Here is an 18454-nt window from a genome sequence, read left to right on the forward strand (position 1 = left end):
TGTCTTACTGGGCAGCGAGTGCCATGATTTTTGTGAAATCGCCGTCGGCGGAGAGAGGTTCGAGTTGGTGCCGCTCGGCGCAGACCACGTGGAAGACGTCGAACTGGTGCTTGTCGAAAGACTTGCCTGCCTTTTTCGCAATCCGGAAGATCTCGGCGGCACGGACCGCATCGAGGCCGCTCACATCCAGTTCGTCGAAGTCGTTCAGAAGTGCGTTGAGGTCTTCGGGCGCGCGTGTGCGGCAACCTCTGAGGACTTCGTAGCGAATCAGGGGCGTCAGCACGAGCCTCACGTCGGGCTCGCGGAGCAGCGCTTCGACCTGATCTTTCGCGGCCATATGAGCAGGGTTGTCTTCGTCGCCATCGAAAGCGCCGATCAGGACGTTGGCATCAAGCAGAATCGCCCTAGGCACTTGCGCTCCCCTTGCGGTTCAGGAACTCCAGCATGGCTTTCTTGGCCGCGCTCTGGTCGTCGGCTTCCAGCGACTGGAGCTTCAGCGCGTTCAGATCCACCCCAAGCCCACTCTGCAAGACGTCGACGAAGGCGCGCTTGTTGGGCGAGTCGATGACCTGGGACCTGACCACCCCGTCCGCGTCCTTCTCGAGCAGATAGGCCTCTCCTTCGGCGAGTCTCGCGAGCACCAGCGGAGAGTGCGTGGCGATGAAGAAGAACGTGTTCGGCAGAAGTTCCTTCAGCCTGCCGACCACATGCGCCTGCCAGCCAACATGCAAATGGCTCTCGATCTCGTCGATGAGAACGATGCCTCTCACGTCACGCAGGTTGACTTCATTCGTAAAGTAAGAGTAGCCGGCAATGATTGCCTGGACGAGCTTCACGAGGGAGGCGAAACCGGAACTGAGTTCACCGAGTCTCCGCACCTGACCATCGACCCGGAGTGCGACCGCTCCGGAGCCGTCGATCTGGAGAAAGGCCTTGTCGATACGGGGATCGATCGCATTGAGCATCGACAGTACGGCGTTCACCTCGACCTGACGGTTGTCCGCGGACTCCTGATAGGGGTTCGCGGATTGCGCTCGCAGCACGAACCAGCGACTAACGTCTTCCGACATTCCAATGCTGGAATGCTGTCCATCGTTCATCTGATTGATGATCGAAGCGAAATACGCGCGACGCCGCGAGGAAAAGGTCCCCAGCATATCCGGCGCATCGCGCTCACTCACAACCGAAGACCGGTTCGCCGCTCCCAGAAAAACGACAGGAAACTGCTCTTGCGTTGCTTCGAGTGGCCTTGGACTCCAAGTCCATGACTGATCCAACTTCAGCTTGGGCGTATCCGGGATCGATAGAGAGAAGCCGTCAACAATCACGGACTGCATCACCGGGAAAGATTCCCTGATCTGCGCACCGTGCTGCTCGCTTACGAACTGGCTATTGGACAGGAGAAAAAATTGGTAAAGCGCCTCAAGGCACTTCGTCTTTCCAACTCCATTGGTCCCGAAGAGTGTGCAGACGCGGGCATGCTCGACCAGAGAAAGCTCGACGCGCCCCACGCCGCGAAGTCCGATGATCTCGATTCGCTTGAACACGATGCGATCCTTCCGGTTCACTTTCCCGATTTATCCATTAGATCAGTGAACCGGTCGAACAGATAGCCGATGTCGTGCGGCCCGGGCGACGCCTCGGGATGCCCCTGGAAGCAGAACGCGGGCTTGTCGGTGCGCGCCAGGCCCTGCAGCGTGCCGTCGAACAGGCTCACGTGCGTGGGCCGCAGGTTCGCGGGCAGCGTCTTCTCGTCGACGGCGAAGCCGTGGTTCTGGCTCGTGATGCTCACGCGGCCGGAGTCGAGGTCCTTCACCGGATGGTTCGCGCCGTGGTGGCCGAACTTCATCTTGAACGTCTTCGCGCCGGACGCCAGCGCCATGATCTGGTGGCCCAGGCAGATGCCGAAGGTCGGGTAGCCGTCTTCGATCAGCTCGCGCGTCGCCTCGATGGCGTAGTCGCAGGGCTCGGGGTCGCCGGGGCCGTTGGAGAGGAAGACGCCGTCGGGCTGGAGCTTCCTCACCTCCGCGGCCGGCGTCTTCGCGGGGACCACGGTCACCTTGCAGCCGCGCTCGGCCAGCATGCGCAGGATGTTCTTCTTCACGCCATAGTCGAAGGCGACCACGTGGTACCTGGGGCTCGCCAGCGCGCCGCAGCCCTCGCCGAGCTCCCACTCGGTCTGGTCCCAGTCGTACGACTGGGCGACCGTGACTTCCTTCGCAAGGTCGAGTCCGGCCATCGAATGCACGGCGCGCGCGGCGGCCACGGCTTCGTCGACGATCGCGGGGGTGATCGCCTCGCCGTCCTTCAGCGCCCGGATGCACCCGTTCTGCGCGCCCTTCGATCGGAGGATGCGGGTGAGCTTGCGCGTGTCGATGTTGGCGATGCCCACCGTGTTCTCGAGCTGCAGGTACTGCTGCAGCGTCATGTCGGCCCGGAAATTCGAGGCGACGAGCGGCAGGTCGCGGATGACGAGGCCGGCGGCATGCACCCGGGAAGCTTCGACGTCTTCGCTGTTGACGCCGTAGTTGCCGATGTGCGGATAGGTGAGCGTGACGATCTGCCGGCTGTAACTCGGGTCCGTCAGGATTTCCTGATAGCCGGTGAGCGCCGTGTTGAACACGACTTCGCCGGTCGTGGAGCCGGCGGCTCCGATCGAGTTGCCGATGAAGACCGTGCCGTCTGCGAGCGCCAGGAGGGCGGGCGGCAATGCGCCTTGGAGCGACGAAAGCACTGGGTTCTCCGTAGTGGTGACGGGTACGCCCAAACGCGGACCGAAAGCGGACTCTCGGTGTTGCTTTTGTCGGGGGAGTGGCGGCGGGCTGCGCTAGGCGTACGGGGTTTGCGGGAAAGCCCTTGATTATAGCCCGTGACTCGCGCTGGCATGCAGGCAGATGGCCGCCGCCGCAGCGACGTTCAGGGACTCTTCTCCGCCCGGCTGCGCGATGCGCACGTGCATCGTGGCAAGCGCGGCGAGTTCGGCCGATACGCCGTGGCCCTCATGGCCCAGCAACCAGGCACAGGGAGACGGCAATTCGGTGCGGTGCAGGAAATCTCCACGATGCGAACTCGTGGCGATCAGGGGAATCTTCAGGCCGGCCACCGTGGCAGCCTGCGCGCCCTCGATCAGTCGCAGGCCGAAATGCGCGCCCATGCCGGCGCGCAGCACCTTCGGACTCCAGAGCGCGGCCGTGCCTTTCAGCGCGATCACCTGCGGGAAACCGAATGCGGCCGCCGAGCGCAGGATCGCGCCCACGTTGCCCGCGTCCTGGAGGCCGTCGAGCACGACGGTTGCAGTTTCAGGCGCCACTTCCCCTGGCGCGGGGAGATCCAGCACGAAGCCGATGGGCGCCGGCGATTCGAGGCCGCTGAGCGTGGAGAACAAGGCATCGGCGACCACAACCGCCCGCGCGGCGGCATGCTCGAACTCGCCGGAAAACCGCGGCCATGCCGACTCCGCGATCACGACGATGGCCGGGCGCACGCCGCGCAGGATGGCAGCGCGTCCGAGGTGGTCCCCCTCCAGCCACACCCTGCCTCGCTTGCGGTAGGCCGTGCTGTCCTGCGCCAGCTTGCGCAGATCCTTCAGCAGCGGGTTGTCGCGCGAGGTGACGTGCTGGACGGCGGGGGCGGTCACGGCGCAGCCGCGCCGAAGGCCACGCCGGGGGCGCGCACGTCGCTTGTTCGCGCCGTGTCGAAGCCGTCGAGCGCGCCCTCGCCCATCATCACGCGCATTGCAACGGGCGCGAAATACTTGCGGTGGTGGGCACAGGGCCCATGCACGCGCAGCGCTTCCAGGTGCTCTCGCGTGCCGTAGCCCTTGTGCGAGGCGAAGCCGTACTGCGGAAACTCATCGTGCAACTGCTGCAGCATGCGGTCGCGCGTGACCTTGGCGACGATGGAGGCGGCCGAAATCGACTTCACCAGCGCATCGCCGCCGACGATGGCTTCGCAGAACACGTCGATCTTCGGCAGCCGGTTGCCGTCGACGAGCACCTTGCCGGGCTTCAGGCGCAGGCCCTCGACCGCGCGCTTCATCGCGAGCATGGTGGCCTGCAGGATGTTGATCGAGTCGATTTCGTCGACGCTCGCCTCGCCGACCGAGCAGCACAGCGCCTTCTCGCGGATCTGGTCGAACAGCCGGTCGCGCTGCAGCGCCGTGAGCTGCTTGGAATCGTTCAGGCCGCGGATGCGCTTGCTGTCGTCGAGGATGACGGCCGCGGCGACGACGGGGCCGGCGAGCGGGCCGCGGCCGGCTTCGTCCACGCCGGCCAGCAGGCCGTCGGGGAACCAGTCAAGCCGCGCCTGGCGCGGCGGCCTGCTCGATAACTTTTTCGATGGCATCGGTCGCCAGCTTCGTGGTGTCGCGGCGCAGCCGTTCGTGCAACGCGCCGAATTTCTCTTGTACGGCCGCCATTCTGTCAGGAGCGCGGAGCCACTCCAAGAGGGCCCGCGCGAGCGACTCGGGATTGGCGTCGCCTTGCAGCAACTCCGGCACGACAAAGTCCTCGCACAGGATGTTGGGCAGGCCGACCCAGGGCTGCAACTGCTTGCTGCGGTGGATGCGCCAGGACAGCCAGTTCATCGCGTAGGCGATCACCATCGGCCGCTTGAAAAGCGCCATTTCGAGCGTCGCGGTGCCGCTCGCGACGAGCGCGAGATCGCAGGCCGCCATGACCGCGTGCGACTGGCCGCCGTACACCCGCATCCGCTCGCCGAGGCCCGCGCGTGCGGCGGCGGCTTCGATGCGATCCTTCAGTTGCGGGACCGCCGGGACGATGAAGGTGGCGCTTGGCCTCTCCTTCGCCACGATCGCCGATGCGGCGAAGAACCGGTCGGCGAGATACTGGATTTCCGCGGCGCGGCTGCCGGGAAGGATGGCGATGACTTCGCCCTCCTCCTTCAGGCCGAGCGCGCGCCGCGCACCCGCGCGGTCGGGCGCCATCGGGATCACGTTGGCGACGGGATGGCCCACGTAGGTCGCGGCGATTCCGTGCTTCGCCAGCAGCGCAGGCTCGAAGGGAAAGATGCACAGCACGTGGTCGCAACTCGCCTTGATCTTGTGGATGCGCTCGGCGCGCCAGGCCCAGATCGACGGGCAGACGAAATGCACCGTGGGGATGCCTCGCGCCTTGAGGGCGGCTTCGAGATCGAGGTTGAAATCGGGCGCGTCGACGCCGATGAAAACCGAGGGCGGATTCGCGAGCAGCTTTTCCCGCAGTGCGTTTCGGATCCCGACGATCTCGCGGTAGTGCTTCAGCACCTCCACGTAGCCGCGCACCGCGAGTTTGTCGTGCGGCCACCAGACGTCGAAGCCGCGCTTCGCCATGAGCGGGCCGCCGATGCCGTGGGACTGCATCTGCGGCCAGCGGGCGCGCATGCCGTCGAGGAGCAGACCCGCCAGCAGGTCGCCGGACGCCTCGCCCGCGACCATGGCGAACGTAAAAGTCATTGCCGAAGCCAGGCGCCTTCGCGGGCACCCGCGGAACCGGCTTTGCCGGGCCGCTGGGTGCGCCCCCTGGAGGGGGAGGCGCCGCAGGCGCTTCGGGGGGGAGTCATTACCGCACGATGCCACGCTGCGCCGGCGTCTTCGCCAGGAATTCGGCCATCATGGCGGCGTCGCCCGCGACCTCCGGCGTCGCGTCGCCCAATGCACGAATGCGCGAAACGGCATCGTCCAAGGTCAATCCCTCGCGGTACAGCGCCTTGTGCATCGCCTTCACCGCGCTCACGCGCGCCGCCGAAAAGCCACGGCGGCGCAGGCCCTCGTAGTTCATCGACCGTGCCGCCGCCGGCTGCCCTTCGCTCATCACGAAAGGCGGCTGGTCGGCCAGCAGCACGGTGCCCATTCCGGTCATGCCGTGCGCGCCGATGCGCACGAACTGGTGAACGCAGGTGTAGGCGCCGAGAATCACCCAGTCGCCCACGACCACGTGTCCGGCGATCTGCGCGTTGTTGGCGAAGATGGTGTTGCTGCCCACGATGCAGTCGTGCGCGAGGTGCGTGTACGCCATCATCCAGTTGTCGTCGCCCAGGCGCGTGATGCCGCCGCCCTGGGCCGTGCCGATGTGATACGTGCTGTACTCGCGGATCGTGTTGCGGTCGCCGATCACGAGCTCGCAGGGCTCGCCCTTGTACTTCTTGTCCTGGTTGATCGAGCCGAGCGAGACGAACTGGAAGATGCGGTTGTCGCGGCCGATCGTGGTGTGGCCCTCGATCACGCAGTGCGATGCCACCTGCGATCCCGCGCCGATCCTCACGTGCGGCCCGATGATCGAATACGGCCCGACCGTCACGGACGAATCGAGTTCCGCCTTCGGGTCGATGATCGCCGTGGGATGGACCTGGGTCACCGTCAGCGCCCTCTCAGGGCAGCCTGCGCATCGTGCACATGAGCTCGGCTTCGCATGCGATGTCGTTGCCCACCGACGCCGTGCCCTTGAACTTGTAGATACCGGCCTTGGAGCGCAGCAGCTCGACGTCCATGACGAGCTGGTCGCCCGGCTCCACCGGGCGCTTGAAACGCGCGGCGTCGATGCCGGCGAAGTAGTAGACCGTCTTCTCGTCGGGCGTGACGCCCATCGTCGCGAACGAGAGCAACGCGGCCGTCTGCGCCATCGCCTCCAGCATCAGCACGCCCGGCATCACGGGCCGGTGCGGAAAATGGCCGGGAAAGAACGGCTCGTTGATCGTCACGTTCTTCAGCGCCTTGATGCTCTTGCCCGTTTCGATGGAAAGCACGCGGTCCACCAGCAGGATGGGGTAGCGGTGCGGCAGCTGCTTGAGGATCTCGTGGATGTCCATCATCGTTTTTCTAGAGCCTTGATTCGCTCGCGCAAAGTGTAGAGCTGCCGCAGCGTGGCGGCGTTTTTTTCCCAGGACGCATTGTCGTCGATGGGAAAGATGCCCGTGTAGTGCCCCGGCTTGAGGATGGAGCGCGCGACGAAGGAGCCGGCCGAGATGTTCACGCGGTCGGCGAGCGTGAGGTGCCCGAGGATCATCGCCGCGCCGCCGATGGTGCAGTGCGCGCCGATATTGGCGCTGCCCGCGATGCCGACGCAGCCCGCGATGGCCGTGTGCCTGCCGATGCGGCAGTTGTGGCCGACCTGGATCAGGTTGTCGAGCTTCACGCCGTCCTCGACGATGGTGTCGGCGAGCGCGCCTCGGTCGATGCAGGTGTTCGCGCCGATGTCGACATCGTCGCCGATTCGCACGGCGCCGAGCTGCTCGATCCGGACCCAGGCGCCGTCGTGCGGCGCGAAGCCGAAGCCGTCGCCGCCGATCACCGCGCCCGACTGCACGACGCAGCGCGCGCCGACCACGCAGTCCTCGGACACGGTGACTCGCGCCTTGAGTTCGGTATCCGGGCCGATCCGCGCGCCGCGCTCGATCACGCAGAGCGGACCGATCCGCGCCGTGGCATCGACGAAAGCCTCGGGATGCACGACGGCACTGGGATGAATGCGTGGTCCGTCCTCCCTGGCGTGGCTGCGTTTCCACAACTGGGTGAGACGCGCGAAATAGAGATAAGGGTCGTCGACGACGATGCACGCGCCGCGCGCACCCGCCTCGCCGGCCAGCGCCGGCCCGACGACGATGCAGCCCGCGCGCGTGGTCGCGAGCTGGTGGCGAAATTTCGGATTGCTGAGGAAGCTGAGCTCGTCCGGCCCCGCCGATTCGAGCGGCGCAAGACGCTGCACGGCGGACGACAGGTCTCCCCGGAGCTCCCCGCCGAGTTCCGCGACGATGGAGCCGAGGGTCAGCACGATGGCCTCAACGGGCCGAGTTGAGGGCCCGGATCACCTTGTCGGTGATGTCGTGCTTTGGGTTGATGTAGACGGCTTCCTGCAGGATGAGGTCGTATTTCTCGGCTTCGGCGACCGACTTCACGACACGGTTCGCGCGCTCCAGCACCTGCTGCAGCTCTTCGTTCTTGCGCGCGTTCAGGTCTTCCTGGAACTCGCGGCGCTTGCGCTGGAAATCGCGTTCCTGGTCGCCCAGCTGCTTTTGCCGCGCGAGGCGCTGGCTTTCCGACAGCGTGGGCGCCTCGCGCTCGAAGCGCTCGCCCGCCGCCTTGAGGCTGCCGCCCAGTTCGTTGAGCTCCTTCTCGCGCCTGGCGAACTCCTGCTCCAGCTTGGCTTGCGCGGCCTTGGCCGTCGTGGCCTCGCGGAAGATCCGGTCGGTGTTGACGAAGCCGACGCGGAAATCCTGGGCATGCGCGACGCCGCCGAGCGCAAGGGCGCTCATCAACAGGAAGGGCGAGAGGCGGCGCAGGTACTTCATCAGAAGGAGGTTCCGATCTGGAATTGAATCCGCTGGATTTTATCCCCAGCGAATTTGCGGACGGGCTGGGCGATGGCGATGCGCAGCGGCCCGATCGGCGAAACCCAGGAGAGGCCCACGCCGACCGACGCTCGCAGGTCCGACACGGACACCTTCTCGTTCTCGCCGAACACGTTGCCGACGTCGGCGAAGCCGAAGACGCGCAGCGTGCGGTCGTTGCCCGCGCCGGGGAACGGCGAGATCACCTCGGCGTTCAGCGTGATCTTCCTCGGCCCGCCGATGGTGGAGCCGGTCACGTCGCGCGGGCCCAGGGTGCCCTGCTCGAAGCCGCGCACCGAGCCGAGGCCGCCCGAGTAGAAATTCTTGAACACCGGGAACGGCCGGCCCGACAGGCCCTTGCCCCAGCCGAGCTCGCCGTTGAAGGCGACCGTGAACTGGCGATTGAGCGGGATGTACTGCTGGTACTGGTAGTTGCCGCGCACGTAGCGCGCATCGCCGGCCACGCCGAGCTCGCCCGACAGGCGCTGAAGCCGGCCGTTGTTGGGTACGAGCGCGCTGTCGCGGTTGTCGCGCGTCCAGGCGAGCGTGAGCGGCACGCTCGTGCTCGTATAGCCGAATCGCTGCGCGTATTGCAGGTAGGAGGCCGGGATCTGCGTGCCCGGGCGAATCTCGATGCGCTCCGCGCCGCCGCCGAAGTAAACCGTATCGAGTTCGCTGAACGGAATGCCGAAGCGCATGCTTGCGCCCGAGGTCACGAGCGAATAGTTGCCGCCCTGGTCGTCGTACGGCCGCTGGGTGCGGTGGTAGACGTCGAATGCGCGCGAGATACCGTCGGGCGTGAAGTACGGGTTGACCGAGTTGAACACCATCGTCCGGTTGTACTTGCTGGTGTTCACCTCCAGGCCGAGGTAGTTGCCGGAGCCGAAGGCGTTCTCCTGCTTCACGGCCACCGAGAACGCGAGCTTTTCCGCGCTGGAGAAACCGGCGCCCAACTGCAGGCTGCCGGTGGGCTTCTCGGCGACGGTGATGTTCAGGTCGACCTGGTCGGGCGCGCCCGGGACGTCGGTCGTCTCGACGTTGACCTCGCGGAAATAGCCCAGGCGGTCGACGCGGTCGCGCGAGAGCTTGATCTTCTCGCCGTCGTACCAGCTCGACTCGAACTGGCGGAACTCGCGGCGGATCACTTCGTCGCGCGTGCGGTTGTTGCCGGCGACGTTGATCCGGCGCACGTAGGCGCGGCGCGACGGGTCGGCGACGATGGTGAAGGCCACGCGGCCGGTGGCCCGGTCGATCTCGGGCCGCGCCTCGACCTGGGCGAAGGCGTAGCCGAAGTTGCCGAAGTAGTCGGTGAAGGCCTTGGCCGTCTCGGCCACCTGGTCGGCGTTGTACGGCTCGCCCGGCTTGATCTTAACGAGCGACTTGAACTCCTCGTCCTTGCCGAGGAAGTTGCCCTCGAGCTTCACGCCGCTCACCACGTAGCGCTCGCCTTCGGTGATGTTGATCGTGATGCCGATGTCCTGCTTGTTCGGCGAGATCGCGACCTGGGTCGAATCGATGCGGAACTCGAGGAAGCCGCGGTTGAGGTAGTAGGAGCGCAGCGTCTCCTGGTCGGCGTTGAGCTTGGCGCGCGAGTAGCGGTCGGACTTCGTGTACCAGGAGAGCCAGCCGCCCGTGTCGAGGTCGAACAGGCCCTTGAGCGTGGATTCGGGAAAGGCGCGCGCGCCGACGACGCGGATGTCGCGGATGCGCGCCGGCTCGCCCTCGCTGACCGTGAAGTTCAGGTTGACCCGGTTGCGCTCGATCGGGGTGACGGTCGTCTGCACCTCCGCGGCGTACAGGCTGCGGTTGATGTACTGGCGCTTCAGTTCCTGCTCGGCCCGGTCGGCCAGCGCCTGGTCGTAGGGCCGGCCCTCGGTGAGGCCGATCTCGCGCAGCGCCTTCTTGAGCGTGTCCTTGTCGAACTCCTTCGTGCCCGAGAAATCGACTTCGGCGACGGTGGGCCGCTCCTCGACGATCACCACGAGCACGTCGCCCGCGACCTCGAGGCGGACGTCCTTGAACAGGCCGAGCGCGAACAGCGCGCGGATCGCCGCGGAACCCTTCTCGTCGTTGTACTGGTCGCCCACGCGGAACGGCAGCGACGCGAAGATGGTGCCCGGCTCGACGCGCTGCAGGCCCTCGACCCGGATGTCGCGCACCGTGAAGGGATCGACCGCCCAGGCGTTGGCCACGAAAGCCATCGCCACCACGGCCGAAACGGTGCGAACGCGGAAGCGCTTGAAATGTTTCTTCATTGAATTCGTCAGGGCCGCGCGTTCGCGGTTAACCAAAGAGACGGGTGACGTCGTTGAACAGGGCGATCGACATCATCACCAGGAGCAGTGCCACTCCTCCGCGCTGAAGCCGCTCCATCCAGGCGTCCGGCACGGTCTTGCCCGTGACCACCTCCCAAAGATAATACATCAGGTGTCCCCCGTCCAAGACGGGCAGCGGCAGCAGGTTCAGCACCCCCAGGCTCACGCTGATGAGGGCAAGGAACAGGACGTACTGAATGAGGCCGAGGCTGGCGGACTTGCCCGCGTAGTCGGCGATCGTGAGGGGGCCGCTCAGGTTCTTGAGCGACGCCTGGCCGATCACCATGCGGCCCAGCATGCGCAGCGTGAGCTCCGACACTTCCCAGGTCTTCACGACCCCCGCCCACAGCCCGTCGATGGGTCCGCGCCGCACGGTGACGAACTCGGGCGGCGCGCCGACGAAGGCGCCGATGCGGCCGATGGTGGCCCCGGCGTCGGTCACCGCGTCGGGCGTGACCTCGAGCTCCATCGAACGCCCGTCGCGTTCGATCTTCCAGGTCCCGCGCACGCCCCGTCCGCCCTGCACCTGCGCGCGGATCGCCTCGCGCAGCTGGTGGCCGTCGACGACCTCGCGTCCCGCGACCGTGCGCACCAGATCGCCCTTGCGCAGGCCCGCGCGCGCCGCCGCGCCGCCGGTCATGACGTCGCCCAACGTGGGCTTCGTCCACGGCGCGACGATGCCGATCCGGCGGAAGAGCTGCGCGTCCGCATCCCTGGCCGGGACCTCGGACAGCGGCAGCAGCACTTCACGGACTCCGCCGGGGCTGCCGCGACCGAGCGCGAGGCGCACGTCGCGCCCGTCGAGCGCGCCGCGCGTGAGCAGCCAGCGCAGGTCCTCGAACGACCGCACGTCCTGCAGGACCTCGCCTTCGAAGGCCGCGCGTTCGACGAGTTCGCCGCCGCGCAGGCCGGCCTTGGCGGCGACCGACGCGGGCACGGGGCTCGCCAGCATCGCCTTCGGCTCCTGCATGCCGTACCAGTTGACGCCGGCATAGAGAACGACCGCGAGCAGCAGGTTGGCGACGGGCCCCGCCGCCACGATGGCGATGCGCGCCCACACGGACTTCTTCGCGAACGACCACCTGTCGTCGGTGGCGTCGACCCGCTCGCCCGGGTCCTGGCCCATCAGCTGCACGTAGCCGGCCACCGGGAACAGGCCGATGGCGAACACGGTCTGCTGGCCCGGATGCTGGCGCTTCGGCTGCCATTCCCACACCGGCTTCGTGATGGCGTAGAAGAAGCGGTGCATGAACGACGCGTCCGGCCCCGGCACCGTCACGGGGAAGGTCGCGATGCCGAAGCGATGCACGCGCACCCCGCAGGCGACCGCCACGCGGTAGTGGCCGTACTCGTGGATGGCGATCAGCAGGCCGATCGCGATGATGAAGGCGACAAGGGTGAGCATGGAGGGCTCCTCAAGGGGCGCCGGAATCCGGGAGCTTGCGCACCACGGCCTCGGCCGCGCGGCGCGACTCGTCGTCGAGCGCGAGCAGGTCGTCGAGGCTTCGGGGCGGCGTGGGTGTCACGGACGCGAGCGTACTCGCATTCACGGCATGGATCTGGTCGAAGCGGATTCGCCCGGCGAGGAATGCCTCGACCGCGACCTCGTTGGCCGCATTCAGCACCGCCGTGGTGCCGGGCGGTGCGCGCAGGCTGTCCCATGCGAGCTGCAGCCCCGGGAAACGATCGCGGTGGCCGCGGCTGTCGAACGACTCGAACGTCATGTCGGCCAGCGCCGAGAAGTCGAGGGCCGCCGCGCCGGACGCGACCCGGTCCGGCCACGCCAGACCGTAGGCGATGGGCACGCGCATGTCGGGCGTGCCCAACTGGGCGACCACCGACGCATCGCGGTACTGCACCATCGAGTGGATGACGCTCTGCGGATGAATCACCACCTCGAGCCGCTGCGGCGGCATGCCGAACAGGTGATGCGCTTCGATGACCTCGAGCGCCTTGTTCATCATCGTCGCGGAGTCCACCGAGATCTTGCGGCCCATCACCCAGTTGGGATGCGCGCAGGCCTGCTCGGGCGTCACGTCGCGCAGCGACGCCGGCTCGCGCGTGCGGAACGGCCCGCCGGACGCGGTGAGGATGATCTTCTCGACGCGCGCATCCCAGGTCGACGCGTCCTCGGGCAGCGACTGGAAGATCGCCGAGTGCTCGCTGTCGATCGGCAGGAGGCGCGCGCCGCCCTGCTTCACGGCGTCCATGAACAGCTCGGCGCCGACGACCAGCGCCTCCTTGTTGGCCAGCAGCAGCTTCTTGCCGGCGCGCGCCGCGGCCAGGCAGGACGACAGCCCGGCCGCGCCGACGATGGCGGCCATCACGGCATCGGTCTCGTCGTGCGATGCCAGCGTCTCCAGCGCACCCGGCGACGTCAGCACGCGCGTGGGGAGGCCGTTCGCCTCGAGCTTCGACGCCAGCTCCCGCGCCGCCGGCTCGTGCGCCATGGCGGCGAAGCGCGGGCGGAACCGCGCGCACTGGGCGAGCATCGCGTCGACCTGCTTTGCCGCGCTCAGCGCGAAAACCTCGAAGCGGTCCGGGTGGCGCGCGACGACGTCGAGCGTGCTGGTTCCGACCGAACCGGTGGAGCCCAGGACGGTGAGGCGTTGTTTCATTCTGGACAGGGAGGCTAGCGGGCCGTGATGCTGGCCAGCATCATGGCGAGCGGCAACGTGGGCAGCAGCGCGTCGACCCGGTCGAGCACGCCGCCATGGCCGGGCAGCAACTGGCTCGAATCCTTCGCGCCCGCGCTGCGCTTGACGAGGGATTCCGCGAGATCACCCACCACGCTCATCGCGGCGAGGAACACGACCGCAAGCGCGAGCACCGGCCAGCCGACCTGCGCGAGCCGCGTATAGACGCTGGGCACCGCCGCCTGCGAGGACGCATCGGCGAACACCCACGCCACCGCGAGCACGACCACGCCGGCCATGCCGCCCCACACGCCTTCCCAGCTCTTGCCGGGGCTGATGGAGGGCGCGAGCTTGTTCTTCGTGAACTTCAGGCCGAACGCGCGGCCCGCGAAATACGCGGACACGTCGGCCACCCACACGAGCACGAGGATCGAAAGCAGGAAGTTGACGCCGACGACGCGCGCCTGCGCGACGGCGAGCCAGGCGGCCCACAGGGCGAGCAGTCCGCCGACCAGGCGCACGGGCTTGGGAACGGTCGGCCAGCCGGCCACGCCCTTCTTCAGCAGAAATGCGCCGCCCAGCACCCAGGCGGCGCCGACGACGGTCCACAGGATGGCCGAGGGCCGCCCGGTCCAGTCGAGCGCCCACGCACCGATACAGGCCGCGAACAGCAGCGCGCCGAGCGCGAGGCTCGGCCCCTGCGCATATCCGTTGAGCTTGCCCCACTCCCAGCCCGCCGCGGCCATGAGCACGAGCGTCACGAACAGGAAGGGCACCGGCGTGCGCCAGAAGAGCGCCGGCAGCAGGATGGCCAGCAGGACGATGGCGGTGACGATGCGCTGCTTCAGCATGGGGCTGCGCTCCGCGTTCTCACGCGGCCTTCTTGACGGGCGCCTCGGGCGCAATCTGCTCGGAGGTTCGGCCGAAGCGGCGCTCGCGGAGCGCGTAGTCCGCGATGGCCTCGTCGATGGCGGCCGCGTCGAACTCGGGCCACAGCTTGTCCGTGAAATAGAGTTCGGTGTACGCCGACTGCCAGAGCAGGAAGTTGCTGATGCGCTGCTCTCCGCCGGTGCGGATGAGCAGGTCGGGATCGGGAACGTGCGCGAGCGCCATCGCGCGGTCGAGGTTCATCTCGGTGATGGGCGCGCCCGCCTGCGCGAGTTTCGCCGCGGCCTGCGCGATGTCCCACCGGCCGCCGTAGTTGAAGCAGATGTTGAAGACGAGGCGCGTGTTGCCGGCGGTCGCCTTCTCGGCCTGCTCCAGCCCCGCGCGCATCTTCTCGGAGAGCGTCGAGCGGTCGCCGACGAAGTGGATTCGCACGCCTTCGGCCTGCAGTTGCGGGACCTCGCGGCCCAGCGCGAGCGCGAACAGCTCCATGAGGCCGGAGACCTCCTCCGGCGGGCGGTTCCAGTTCTCGGACGAGAACGCGAAGACCGTCAGCACCTTGACCCCGATGTCGCCGCAGTGCCGCACGCAGTTGCGCAACGCGTCGACGCCCCGCTTGTGGCCCGCGACCCGCGGCAGATAGCGCCGCGTGGCCCACCGGCCGTTGCCATCCATCACGATGGCGATGTGCTGGGGAATCGTGGCCATCTCAAACTGCCATGATCTCCTGCTCCTTGGCGTGAATCAGGGCATCGATGTCGTTGATGTGCTTGTCCGTGAACTTCTGGATCTCGCCCTCGGCGCGCTTCTGCTCGTCCTCGGACGCGGACTTGTCCTTCACCAGCTTCTTCACGTGCTCGTTCGCGTCGCGGCGCAGGTTGCGGATGGCGACCTTGGCGTTCTCGCCTTCGTGGCGCACGACCTTGGTCATGTCGCGGCGGCGCTCCTCGCTCATCGGCGGCATGGGCACGCGGATCAGGTCGCCCATCGACGCGGGATTCACGCCGAGGTCGCTGTCGCGAATGGCCTTCTCGATCTTGGCGGCCAGGCCCTTCTCGTAGGGCTGGACGGAAAGCGTTCGCGCATCGAGCAGCGACACGTTGGCGACCTGGCCGATCGGCACTTGCGAGCCGTAGTAGTCAACGTGGACGGTGTCGAGCAGGCCGGGATTGGCGCGGCCGGTTCGGATCTTGCCGAGCGTGTTCTTGAGCGCCGCGATGGACTGGTCCATCTTCGTCTGCGTCTGCGACTTGATCTCGGCGATGGTGGCGGCTTGGGCCATGGTCTTCTCCTCTTGCTTCGCTGTCAGGCGTAGACCAGGGTGCCCTCGTCTTCGCCCTGCACCACGCGCAGCAGCGCGCCGTGCTTGAAGATGGAGAACACCTTGATCGGCAGCTTCTGGTCGCGGCACAGCGCGAACGCGGTCGCATCCATGATGCCCAGGTTGCGGCTCATCGCCTCGTCGAAGCTGATTTTCGTGTAGCGGGTGGCCGACGGATCCTTGGCGGGGTCGGCCGAATAGACGCCGTCGACCTTGGTCGCCTTGAGCACGAGCTGCGCGCCGATCTCGGCGCCGCGCAGCGCGGCCGCGGTGTCGGTGGTGAAAAACGGGTTGCCGGTGCCGGCCGCGAAGATGACGACCTTGCCCTCTTCGAGGTACTGCAGCGCCTTGGGGCGGACATACGGCTCGACGACCTGCTCGATGTTGATCGCGGACATGACGCGGGCCACCAGGCCCTGCTTGTCCATCGCATCGGCGAGGGCCAGGGCGTTCATCACGGTAGCCAGCATGCCCATGTAGTCGGCGGTCGCGCGGTCCATGCCGACGGCGCCGCCCGCCACCCCGCGGAAGATGTTGCCGCCGCCGATGACGACGGCAACCTCCACGCCCATGTTCACGACCTCGGCCACTTCCTCGACCATGCGCACGATCGTGGCGCGGTTGATGCCGAATGCATCGTCGCCCATCAGCGCCTCGCCCGAAAGCTTGAGCAGGATTCGCTTATGGGCGGTTGGGGCTGGCATGTACGGGTCTTTCGGGGTTGCGTCGGCGAGAGAGTTTAGCCCCGCTTCAACCCTGCTTGGCGGCGGCGACCTGCGCGGCCACTTCGGCGGCGAAATCGTCGACCTTCTTCTCGATGCCTTCGCCGACCACGTACAGCGTGAAGCCTTTCACGGACGTGTTCGCGCCCTTGAGCATGGCTTCCACCGTCTGCTTGTCGTTCTTCACGAAGGACTGGTTCAGCAGCGACACCTCCTTCAGGTACTTCTGCACCGATCCCTCGACCATCTTGGAGACGATCTCGGCCGGCTTGCCCGATTCGGCTGCTTTCTGTTGCGCAATCGAACGCTCTTTTTCGATCAGGTTCGCCGGCACGTCGGCCGAGGAGAGCGACACGGGCTTCATGGCCGCCACGTGCATCGCGACGTCCTTGGCGGCGGTTTCGTCGCCCTGGAACTCGACGACCACGCCGATGCGCGAGCCGTGCAGGTAGTGCGCAAGCTGGTGGTCGCCCGAGAAGCGCTTGAAGCGGCGGAAGCTCATGTTCTCGCCGATCTTGCCGATGAGGCCCTTGCGCACGTCTTCGAGCGTCGGGCCGAAGCCGTCCTGCGAATAAGGCAGCGCGGACAGCGCGGCGATATCCGCCGGGTCGTTCTTCGCGACCAGCTCGGCGGCGGCCTGGGCGAGCTGCACGAAGCTGTCGTTCTTCGTGACGAAGTCGGTCTCGCAGTTCACTTCGATCAGGGAGCCGACATTGCCGTCGCGGTACGCGGCGACCACGCCCTCGGCGGTCACGCGCGAGGCGGCCTTGCCCGCCTTGTTGCCCAGCTTCACGCGCAGGATTTCCTCGGCGCGCTCCATGTTGCCCTCGGCTTCGGTCAGGGCCTTCTTGCACTCCATCATCGGCGCGTCGGTCTTGGCGCGGAGCTCGGCGACCATGCTTGCGGTGATTGCAGCCATTCGATTACCTCTTGTCTTGAATACGGTTGTGTTCGGTGGGTTCCGGTTGTGCGAAGGGGGCTCGAAAGCCCCCTCTTCGCTGCCGGGCCGGCTCGGTCGGTCAGGCGCCGGCGTTTTCCTGGACTTCGACGAATTCGTCGCTGCCTTCGGTCACGGCGCGCTGCACGTCGCTGACCGCATTCGACTTGCCTTCGAGGATGGCGTCGGCCATGCCGCGGGCATAAAGCGTCACGGCCTTGGAGGAGTCGTCGTTGCCGGGAATGACGTAGTCGATGCCTTCGGGCGAGTGGTTGGAGTCCACGACGCCGATGATCGGGATGCCGAGCTTCTTCGCCTCGGCGATGGCGATCTTGTGATAGCCGACGTCGATGACGAACAGCGCATCGGGCAGCGTGTTCATGTCCTGGATGCCGCCGATGTCCTTTTCGAGCTTGTCGAGCTCGCGCTGGAACATGAGCTGCTCTTTCTTGGACATGGCGTCGAGTCCGGCTTCCTGCTGCGCCTTCATTTCCTTCAGGCGCTTCAGCGAGGTCTTGACCGTCTTGAAGTTGGTCAGCATGCCGCCGAGCCAGCGCTGGTCGACGAAGGGCATGCCGGCGCGCTGGGCTTCGCCCGAGACGAGCTCGCGGGCCTGGCGCTTGGTGCCGACCATGAGGATGGTGCCGCGATTGCTGGCCAGCTGACGCGCGAACTTCATCGCGTCGTTGAACATCGGCAACGTCTTCTCGAGGTTGATGATGTGGATCTTGTTGCGGTGGCCGAAGATGAACGGGGCCATCTTGGGATTCCAGAAGCGCGTCTGGTGTCCGAAATGGACACCGGCTTCCAGCATTTCGCGCATGGTTGCGGGCATGAGAACTTTCCGAAGGTTGGGTCTAAAATCCGCTTCGAAATCACACGGTGGAAACACCGTGAGACACCTTGTTGGAGCGGATTCGCGTTTTTTGCTCTGCCGTCGAGCAGCGTGGAAGCCACCCGGCAGAACCCAAAGAGTATAACACCGGCCCCTCGCGGCCGCTCTCCCACCGCCATGCCCGAAGACCTCCACGCCACTCGCGAGCGGCTGCGCGGCCGCGCCTCCACCGCGGCCGCCGAACTCGAGCGCTCGATCGACGCGGCGCAGGCCCCGGCCTGCCGGCACGCCTTCCTGAAGACGCACTTCGAGGCGGCGCGCGCGGTGGCGTCGTCGCCGGCTGTGGCGTCGATGCCCCTGGGCGGGCTGGCCGTGTCGGTCAAGTGCCTATTCCACTGATCGCGGGCACCCATTCCACGCGATGGCGGGCAGCGTTCCATCGTGATCGCGGGCAACGTTCCGCCGTGATGGTGGGCAGTCG

20 protein-coding genes are annotated in these 18454 nt (G+C 66.8%); 1 reads left to right on the plus strand and 19 read right to left on the minus strand.

The window, feature by feature from the left end; translation table 11 throughout:
- Positions 1–4: 4 nt before the first annotated feature.
- The 19 genes from AB7E83_RS08240 to rpsB all read right to left on the minus strand — a co-directional run bounded on the left by AB7E83_RS08240 (position 5) and on the right by rpsB (position 17973).
- Positions 5–412: a type II toxin-antitoxin system VapC family toxin gene (locus AB7E83_RS08240; RefSeq protein WP_428567629.1), complete on the minus strand. Its 408-nt coding sequence runs from the start codon at positions 410–412 to the stop codon at positions 5–7.
- The gene (locus tag AB7E83_RS08245; RefSeq protein ID WP_428567631.1) at positions 405–1547 is read right to left on the minus strand and encodes an AAA family ATPase; all 1143 of its coding nucleotides are present in this window, start codon (positions 1545–1547) and stop codon (positions 405–407) included. Before AB7E83_RS08245 ends, AB7E83_RS08240 begins: the two co-directional genes overlap by 8 nt.
- Before the next feature lie 17 nt (positions 1548–1564).
- Complete coding sequence (gene carA, locus AB7E83_RS08250; RefSeq protein WP_428567633.1) at positions 1565–2734, minus strand: glutamine-hydrolyzing carbamoyl-phosphate synthase small subunit; 1170 nt, start codon at positions 2732–2734, stop codon at positions 1565–1567.
- Positions 2735–2860: 126 nt separating this feature from the next.
- Complete coding sequence (locus AB7E83_RS08255; protein WP_428567636.1) at positions 2861–3637, minus strand: TrmH family RNA methyltransferase; 777 nt, start codon at positions 3635–3637, stop codon at positions 2861–2863.
- Positions 3634–4344 (minus strand): ribonuclease HII, encoded by a 711-nt coding sequence (gene rnhB / locus AB7E83_RS08260; protein WP_428567639.1) that lies wholly within the window; start codon positions 4342–4344, stop codon positions 3634–3636. The genes AB7E83_RS08255 and rnhB overlap by 4 nt, the downstream gene beginning before the upstream one ends.
- The gene (gene lpxB, locus AB7E83_RS08265) at positions 4295–5452 is read right to left on the minus strand and encodes a lipid-A-disaccharide synthase (RefSeq protein ID WP_428567642.1); all 1158 of its coding nucleotides are present in this window, start codon (positions 5450–5452) and stop codon (positions 4295–4297) included. Before lpxB ends, rnhB begins: the two co-directional genes overlap by 50 nt.
- A gap of 106 nt (positions 5453–5558) precedes the next feature.
- On the minus strand, positions 5559–6353 hold the full coding sequence (gene lpxA, locus AB7E83_RS08270; protein ID WP_428567645.1) for an acyl-ACP--UDP-N-acetylglucosamine O-acyltransferase: 795 nt from the start codon (positions 6351–6353) through the stop codon (positions 5559–5561).
- A 13-nt stretch (positions 6354–6366) separates the two neighbouring features.
- Positions 6367–6807, minus strand: a complete 441-nt coding sequence (fabZ, locus tag AB7E83_RS08275; protein WP_428567648.1) for a 3-hydroxyacyl-ACP dehydratase FabZ — start codon at positions 6805–6807, stop codon at positions 6367–6369.
- On the minus strand, positions 6804–7769 hold the full coding sequence (gene lpxD / locus AB7E83_RS08280) for a UDP-3-O-(3-hydroxymyristoyl)glucosamine N-acyltransferase (RefSeq protein WP_428567695.1): 966 nt from the start codon (positions 7767–7769) through the stop codon (positions 6804–6806). Before lpxD ends, fabZ begins: the two co-directional genes overlap by 4 nt.
- 4 nt (positions 7770–7773) lie before the next feature.
- Positions 7774–8283 carry an OmpH family outer membrane protein gene (locus tag AB7E83_RS08285; protein WP_428567651.1) on the minus strand — a complete coding sequence of 170 codons (510 nt, stop codon included), beginning with the start codon at positions 8281–8283 and terminating at the stop codon, positions 7774–7776.
- Complete coding sequence (gene bamA / locus AB7E83_RS08290) at positions 8283–10577, minus strand: outer membrane protein assembly factor BamA (protein ID WP_428567654.1); 2295 nt, start codon at positions 10575–10577, stop codon at positions 8283–8285. Before bamA ends, AB7E83_RS08285 begins: the two co-directional genes overlap by 1 nt.
- Positions 10578–10605: 28 nt before the next feature.
- On the minus strand, positions 10606–12042 hold the full coding sequence (rseP, locus tag AB7E83_RS08295; protein WP_428567657.1) for an RIP metalloprotease RseP: 1437 nt from the start codon (positions 12040–12042) through the stop codon (positions 10606–10608).
- Between the two features lie 10 nt (positions 12043–12052).
- Positions 12053–13255: a 1-deoxy-D-xylulose-5-phosphate reductoisomerase gene (ispC, locus tag AB7E83_RS08300; RefSeq protein WP_428567659.1), complete on the minus strand. Its 1203-nt coding sequence runs from the start codon at positions 13253–13255 to the stop codon at positions 12053–12055.
- 14 nt (positions 13256–13269) lie between these two features.
- Positions 13270–14124, minus strand: coding sequence for a phosphatidate cytidylyltransferase (locus AB7E83_RS08305; protein WP_428567661.1), 855 nt, complete (start codon positions 14122–14124; stop codon positions 13270–13272).
- 19 nt (positions 14125–14143) lie between these two features.
- Positions 14144–14866: a polyprenyl diphosphate synthase gene (uppS, locus tag AB7E83_RS08310; RefSeq protein WP_428567663.1), complete on the minus strand. Its 723-nt coding sequence runs from the start codon at positions 14864–14866 to the stop codon at positions 14144–14146.
- Between the two features lies 1 nt (position 14867).
- Positions 14868–15440 carry a ribosome recycling factor gene (gene frr / locus AB7E83_RS08315; protein WP_428567666.1) on the minus strand — a complete coding sequence of 191 codons (573 nt, stop codon included), beginning with the start codon at positions 15438–15440 and terminating at the stop codon, positions 14868–14870.
- A 23-nt stretch (positions 15441–15463) separates the two neighbouring features.
- Complete coding sequence (pyrH, locus tag AB7E83_RS08320; protein ID WP_428567668.1) at positions 15464–16183, minus strand: UMP kinase; 720 nt, start codon at positions 16181–16183, stop codon at positions 15464–15466.
- Positions 16184–16229: 46 nt separating this feature from the next.
- Complete coding sequence (gene tsf / locus AB7E83_RS08325; protein WP_428567671.1) at positions 16230–17120, minus strand: translation elongation factor Ts; 891 nt, start codon at positions 17118–17120, stop codon at positions 16230–16232.
- A gap of 100 nt (positions 17121–17220) precedes the next feature.
- Complete coding sequence (gene rpsB, locus AB7E83_RS08330; RefSeq protein ID WP_428567674.1) at positions 17221–17973, minus strand: 30S ribosomal protein S2; 753 nt, start codon at positions 17971–17973, stop codon at positions 17221–17223.
- A gap of 177 nt (positions 17974–18150) precedes the next feature.
- On the opposite strand from rpsB, the gene AB7E83_RS08335 reads away from it, so the two are divergent.
- Positions 18151–18372 (plus strand): hypothetical protein, encoded by a 222-nt coding sequence (locus tag AB7E83_RS08335; RefSeq protein WP_428567677.1) that lies wholly within the window; start codon positions 18151–18153, stop codon positions 18370–18372.
- The last annotated feature ends 82 nt before the right edge of the window (positions 18373–18454 follow it).

This window comes from Ramlibacter sp. (assembly GCF_050250995.1).
Classification (GTDB): Bacteria; Pseudomonadota; Gammaproteobacteria; order Burkholderiales; family Burkholderiaceae_C; genus Ramlibacter.